This window comes from Clostridium estertheticum (assembly GCF_018861295.1).
Taxonomy (GTDB): Bacteria; Bacillota; Clostridia; order Clostridiales; family Clostridiaceae; genus Clostridium_AD; species Clostridium_AD estertheticum_D.
The window spans coordinates 202,817-208,873 of record NZ_JAHLDM010000007.1 but is presented as its reverse complement, the minus strand read 5'-3'; the positions used below and the strand labels follow the sequence as shown (position 1 = coordinate 208,873).

The 6,057-nt window shown below is 31.0% G+C and carries 4 protein-coding genes and 2 pseudogenes; all 6 read left to right on the top strand.

Annotated features, from left to right (window positions below):
- Positions 1 to 101, top strand: a pseudogene (locus KPL54_RS26055) (carbohydrate ABC transporter permease); the annotation flags it as partial.
- Positions 102 to 418: 317 nt separating this feature from the next.
- Positions 419 to 2,608 carry an alpha-galactosidase gene (locus KPL54_RS09725; protein ID WP_216106374.1) on the top strand — a complete coding sequence of 730 codons (2,190 nt, stop codon included), beginning with the start codon at positions 419 to 421 and terminating at the stop codon, positions 2,606 to 2,608.
- A 346-nt stretch (positions 2,609 to 2,954) separates the two neighbouring features.
- Positions 2,955 to 3,086: pseudogene (locus KPL54_RS09720) on the top strand (DUF4317 family protein); the annotation flags it as partial.
- A gap of 197 nt (positions 3,087 to 3,283) precedes the next feature.
- Positions 3,284 to 4,240, top strand: a complete 957-nt coding sequence (locus KPL54_RS09715) for a carbohydrate kinase family protein (protein ID WP_216106373.1) — start codon at positions 3,284 to 3,286, stop codon at positions 4,238 to 4,240.
- Between the two features lie 242 nt (positions 4,241 to 4,482).
- Positions 4,483 to 4,944, top strand: a complete 462-nt coding sequence (locus KPL54_RS09710; protein WP_216106372.1) for a GtrA family protein — start codon at positions 4,483 to 4,485, stop codon at positions 4,942 to 4,944.
- Between the two features lie 49 nt (positions 4,945 to 4,993).
- Positions 4,994 to 5,902, top strand: coding sequence for a UTP--glucose-1-phosphate uridylyltransferase GalU (gene galU, locus KPL54_RS09705; protein WP_216106371.1), 909 nt, complete (start codon positions 4,994 to 4,996; stop codon positions 5,900 to 5,902).
- The last annotated feature ends 155 nt before the right edge of the window (positions 5,903 to 6,057 follow it).

Below are 6,057 nucleotides of genomic sequence, written 5' to 3'. Positions count from 1 at the left end.
TGGCAGGCTCAATGATAGCTATATGGCCAATGCTTATAATATTTATTATATTTCAGAAGCAATTTATTGAAGGTGTTGCAAGTACAGGTTCGAAAAGCTAATTTTGAATTTATGTATTATTGTTAAATAAATTGAACATTAAAAAATAAGTTAAATAGTATATTAAAATATGATGATTGTTCATTTAAAGTAACTAATAGCCTTTGGTAATCATTTTTAAGGTTCTATTGTAAAAGTAAGTTTGAAATATCGAAAATCAGGAGGAGATAATGTTTAAATTTGATGACATAATTAATTTCCAGAATAAAGAAATGATATTTTAGTAGTAGGGGAACTTCTTGTAGATATGATATCGGTAGAATATAGTGATGATTTTGAATGTGATAGTTATAATATTTTATGAAGGGCGGTTTACAACATGGGCATATCTTATAATGAAGTAACAAGAGTTTTTCATTTACAAGCAGGAAATACAAGCTACGTTATGCAGGTATATAAGGATGGGTATCTTTCACACCTTTACTGGGGAAGAAAGATAAAAAAAGTTAATGTTCAGGAGCTATTAGCAGGTATAGCTAGAGGATCTTTTTCAACAAATTCAGATGCTAATGATATAGTACTTACACTTGATACTTTACCACAGGAATATCCTGCATATGGAAATACAGATTTTCGTACTCCAGCATATTCAGTACAACTCGAGAACGGCACAACTATAACTGATCTTAGATATAAATCACATAGAATTATAAAAGGAAAACCCGCACTAAAAACATTACCAGCTACTTATGTTGAAAGTGACGCTGAAGCCGAAACTCTTGAAATAGTATTAACAGATTCTTTGCTTGGGCTAAAGGCTGTTCTATCGTATACCGCCTATAACAATTATGACGTTATCACACGAAATGTGCGTTTTATTAATGAGGGGAATACAAATCTTAAACTACTTCGTGCTTTAAGTATGAGTGTAGATTTTAATAATAAAGACTATGATTTTATGCACCTTTATGGATCCTGGCAAAAAGAAAGAAGTATTGAAAGAAGACCTCTTTTAAATGGGAATCAATCTATAGAAAGTAGAAAAGGCGCAAGTGGTCACCAACATAATCCTTTTATAGCACTACTAAGCAAAAATGCTACTGAAGAGCAAGGTGAAGTATATGGTTTTAGTTTAGTTTACAGCGGTAATTTCCTAGCTCAGGCTGAAGTTGACCAAGATGAGACTACCAGGGTATCCATTGGAATAAATCCTTTTGATTTTTCTTGGATTTTAAAGCAAGGGGAATCATTCCAAACTCCTGAAGCTGTAATGGTTTATTCCTCAAATGGTTTAGGTGACATGTCTAGAACCTACCATAAACTTTATCGCACAAGATTATGTAGAGGTGAATTTAGAGATAAAACAAGACCTGTCCTTGTAAACAACTGGGAAGCTACATATTTTGATTTTAACGCTGAAAAAATAGAAAGCATTGCTAAAGTTGGAAAAGAACTTGGTATTGAACTTTTTGTATTAGATGATGGCTGGTTTGGAAAGAGGGATAATGATGATTGTTCATTAGGTGACTGGGTAGTTAATACTAAAAAATTACCTAAGGGATTAGATAATTTAGCTAATCGTATCAACGAACTTGGATTGCAATTCGGATTATGGTTTGAACCTGAAATGGTATCACCTAATAGTGATTTATATAGAGCGCATCCAGATTGGTGCTTGCATGTACCAAATAGAACACCATCAGAATCAAGAAATCAATTAATATTGGATTTATCTAGAGAAGATGTGTGTACTTATATTATTAAATCTGTATCAAATGTTTTAAGTAGCGCTAATATAAGCTATGTAAAATGGGATATGAATAGAAATATGACTGAAATCGGTTCTGAATGTTTGCCCGTAGAAAGGCAGAAAGAAACAGCTCATAGATATATGCTAGGATTATATAGAATTATGGATGAGATAACTTCATCATTCCCAAATATATTGTTTGAAAGTTGTTCGGGTGGTGGTGGCCGTTTTGACCCCGGAATGTTATTCTACATGCCTCAAACCTGGACTAGTGATAATACCGATGCAGTAGATAGATTAAAAATACAGTATGGCACAAGTATTGTTTACCCTATTAGTACTATGGGATCTCATGTTTCAGCAGTTCCAAATCACCAAGTTCATAGAAATACTTCTCTTAAAATGAGAGGCGATGTGGCTATGTCTGGTAACTTTGGCTATGAATTAGATCTTACAAAGTTCTCAGATGAAGAAAAAGGAGAAGTAAAAGTGCAGGTAGCACAATATAAAGAGCTGAGAGAAATTATTCAGTTTGGTGAAATGTATCGACTGTTAAATCCTTTTGAAGGCAATGAAACTGCATGGATGTTTGTCACAGAAGATAAGACCCAGGCAGTTGTGGCATACTTTAGAGTTTTGGCATTAGCAAATGCCCCGATAAGAAGACTTAAATTAAAAGGCCTAGATCCAAATAAAGAATATTCAGTTTTTGGAAAAGATAACACCTATGGTGGAGATGAACTTATGTATGTAGGGCTTACCATAACAGATTTAGAGGGTGATTATCAAAGCATTATATGGATTTTAAAAAGCAAATAATTCTTCATTGTAAAAGTGGCTGCTTCAAAATAAAAATTAATTTTATTTTGAAGCAGCCACTTTTTTACTCAAAATAAAACAGAAAGTTGGTTCATATAATTTAATATAATGAGATTATTTTACCAACCAATATATTTTTTTATTGAAGTAACTACTCCATCATCATCATCATTAGTCAAAGTTACATCATTAGCTGAAAGCTTTAGCAAAACAAATTGTGGCTACAATTTGTTCACGTCCCCTGGGGGTTTTTATGAGAGAAACGAATTTGCTGAAAAATACTAAAGACAAACAACTTCAACTATAAATTTACGTAAGGTTTGTCTATAAATCGAGGAGTTTATACATGAGAAGAAAAGATATACTTGAGTTAAAAAGACGGTTTAAAAAAGAACAATGCACCTTCACTAAAATGTGTGACTGCTATGTTAATGGAGAAAAACATACTATTTTAAAATTTAGAGAAAGCTTTCTAAATGAATTTAACTAGATAAAAAATTACGATTAGATTCATTATAATAAATATTGTAAAATAACTATGTCATACGGTTGACATGTTAAATAAACATATTGTATAATGGAATTATGAGAAATGGGTTACATTAATTAACCGTGATAAAACAATAAAAATTATTGTAACTATACTATTGATATCAGGTATTTAGGGGGATTAATATGATAAGTTTTAATAAGAAAATAGAATTTTATGATAAGGAAATCGATGTATTAGCAATAGGTGAGCTACTTATAGATATGATATCAAAAGAATACAGTAACAACTTCGAAAGTAATGATTACGAAAGGTATTTTGGAGGATCTCCAGCAAACATCGCAATGAATACAACGAAACTAGGAATAAAGTCTCAAATTGTAAGTGCTGTAGGTAATGATGGTTTGGGAGACTTTTTAATACAACACTTAAAGAATAATAATATTAATACAAGTATGGTAAAGCAAGTTGATTATCCAACTAGTATTGTTCTGATAACAAAAAGCATAGGAACTCCAGTACCTATATTCTATAGAAATGCTGATTTCAAAATACATTATAGCAAAGAGCTGGAGGGAACAATAAAAAAGACCAAGATTGTACATTTCTCTTGTTGGCCACTATCAATGCAACCATTTAGAAATACTATGGAGCAAATTATCAAAATAGCCCGAAAGAATAAAATTATTATTGCGTTTGACCCAAATTATCATCGTATGATATGGGAAAGAGGTCATGATGGCATAGAATATGTAAAATCAATTATTAAGTATGTAGACATAATAAAACCATCTGAGGATGATGCACAAAGATTGTTTGGTAAAGATACAATTGACAATCAAATTGATAAATTTTTAGAGCTAGGAGCAAAACTTGTAATAATGACTCTTGGTAAAGATGGAGCTGTTGTTTCAAATGGTAATGAAAAGATAAAAATACCTACATTAGCTAGTGACGTAGTTGATACAACAGGTGCGGGAGATGCATTTTGGTCGGGTTTCTATGCATCAATTATAAAGGGTTATACAGTTAAGCAATCTCTTTATTTAGCATCAGCAGTTAGTGCTTATAAACTTAAGTTTTTGGGTGCAGTAGTTGATTTACCTTCAATAGAAAAAATAAAAAATATTTATAAATTATAGGATTAATGTTAAATTATAATACACGAAGAAGAAGTTACTGTTTTTTTAATAGTAACCTTTTTTTTCGTGTGTAGTTATTTAATGCTAATAAGTAGCAATTAATTACTACTTATTAGAAATTTTTAAAAATAAAAATAAGTGAATTATGTTACAACTAACATATTTTTAACATAATTATTTGCTAATTTTGATACATTTCTTTGTTAGTATATAAATATAGGATTAAAGAAGGAGTGAAGCACATGATTACTTTTAAAAATATTTACAATAATTTAAAAAACAATGAAAAACTTACACATATTTTAAGGTTTGGATTTGTAGGTGGGTTAAATACTGTAATTGACTTTGGAATATTCTCTGTGCTTAATAGTATTTTGGGTGTTAACTATGTTATAAGTCAGATAGTGTCATATTCAGGTGGTACGTTAAATAGCTACTTCCTAAATAAATTTTGGACTTTTAATGATACGAAAACAAGTAAAAAAACGACAAAAGAGATTGTTCAGTTCGCTGTTGTTAATTCAGCTTCCCTAGGTGTAAGTTTATTAGGTATGAGTATATTACTGAGCAACAATTCCATGAATCCTTTAATTGCAAAAATTATTTCCATGGTTTTAGCTCAAGTTGTTAATTTTTTAGGATACAGATTTTGGGTTTTTGGTACAATTGTCAAATCGTCATCTGGAACCAATGGAATAGCTTGAACCTCATTTGAATTTATGAAGCAATAATATATAAAAGGAGATGTTTTATATGAAAGTTAAAAAAGCAATTATACCAGCAGCAGGACTTGGAACAAGATTTTTACCAGCGACGAAGGCATTACCTAAAGAAATGTTACCTATAGTTGATAAGCCTACAATGCAATATATTATAGAGGAGGCTGTTGCATCAGGCATAGAAGAAATATTAGTTATTACAGGTAGAAATAAAAAGTCTATTGAAGATCATTTTGATAAATCAATAGAACTAGAGTTAGATCTGGAAAACAAGCATAAAGATATTCTTCTTAAACAAGTTCGAAATATATCAAATATGGTAAATATATATTTTATAAGGCAAAAGGAACCTAAGGGGCTAGGAGATGCTATAAATTGTGCAAGAGCCTTTGTAGGTAATGAACCATTTGCGGTAATGCTCGGTGATGATATAGTGGATGCGAAGATTCCATGTCTTAAACAACTTATGGATTGTTTTGAAGAAAGAAATACAACGATACTCGGAGTTCAGCAGGTAGAAAGAAAAAACGTAGATAAATATGGAATAGTTGATGGAACGCGTTTAAGCGATCAAGTGTACAAAGTAGATAACCTTATTGAGAAACCAAAAGTAGACAAAGCGCCATCAAATCTAGCTATACTTGGTAGATATATAATAACTCCTGAAATATTTGATATATTAGATAAAACGCTTCCCGGAAAAGGGGGAGAAATTCAATTAACTGATGCCCTTAAAACATTAATAGCACAGCAAGATATGTATGCATATATATTTGAAGGACGAAGATACGATGTAGGGGATAAATTAGGGTTTCTTGAAGCAACAGTAGAATTCGCCTTAAAGAGGGATGAGTTAAAAATTCCATTTATGAAATATCTTCAGAGTTTAAAAGATAATAAAAAATTTAGTGATATATATAAAGAAGTAGCCTCTGGAATATAAAGTTGATAGCGAAGTGAATAGGGGAGCAAACTTAATGGAATCATTTGTAAATTTAAGCCATTCTAAATATCAATTTAGAATGGCTTAAATTTGTTTGGATTTCTGTGGGATAAAGATTGGGTGATTAAATTTACACTTAGAGATACTATATAAAA

Bases quoted from the DNA above. Each gene is read 5' to 3' on its own strand.
- KPL54_RS09725 (WP_216106374.1), top strand. From the start codon at position 419: ATGGGCATATCTTATAATGAAGTAACAAGAGTTTTTCATTTACAAGCA.
- galU (WP_216106371.1), top strand. From the start codon at position 4,994: ATGAAAGTTAAAAAAGCAATTATACCAGCAGCAGGACTTGGAACAAGA.
- KPL54_RS09710 (WP_216106372.1), top strand. From the start codon at position 4,483: ATGATTACTTTTAAAAATATTTACAATAATTTAAAAAACAATGAAAAA.
- KPL54_RS09715 (WP_216106373.1), top strand. From the start codon at position 3,284: ATGATAAGTTTTAATAAGAAAATAGAATTTTATGATAAGGAAATCGAT.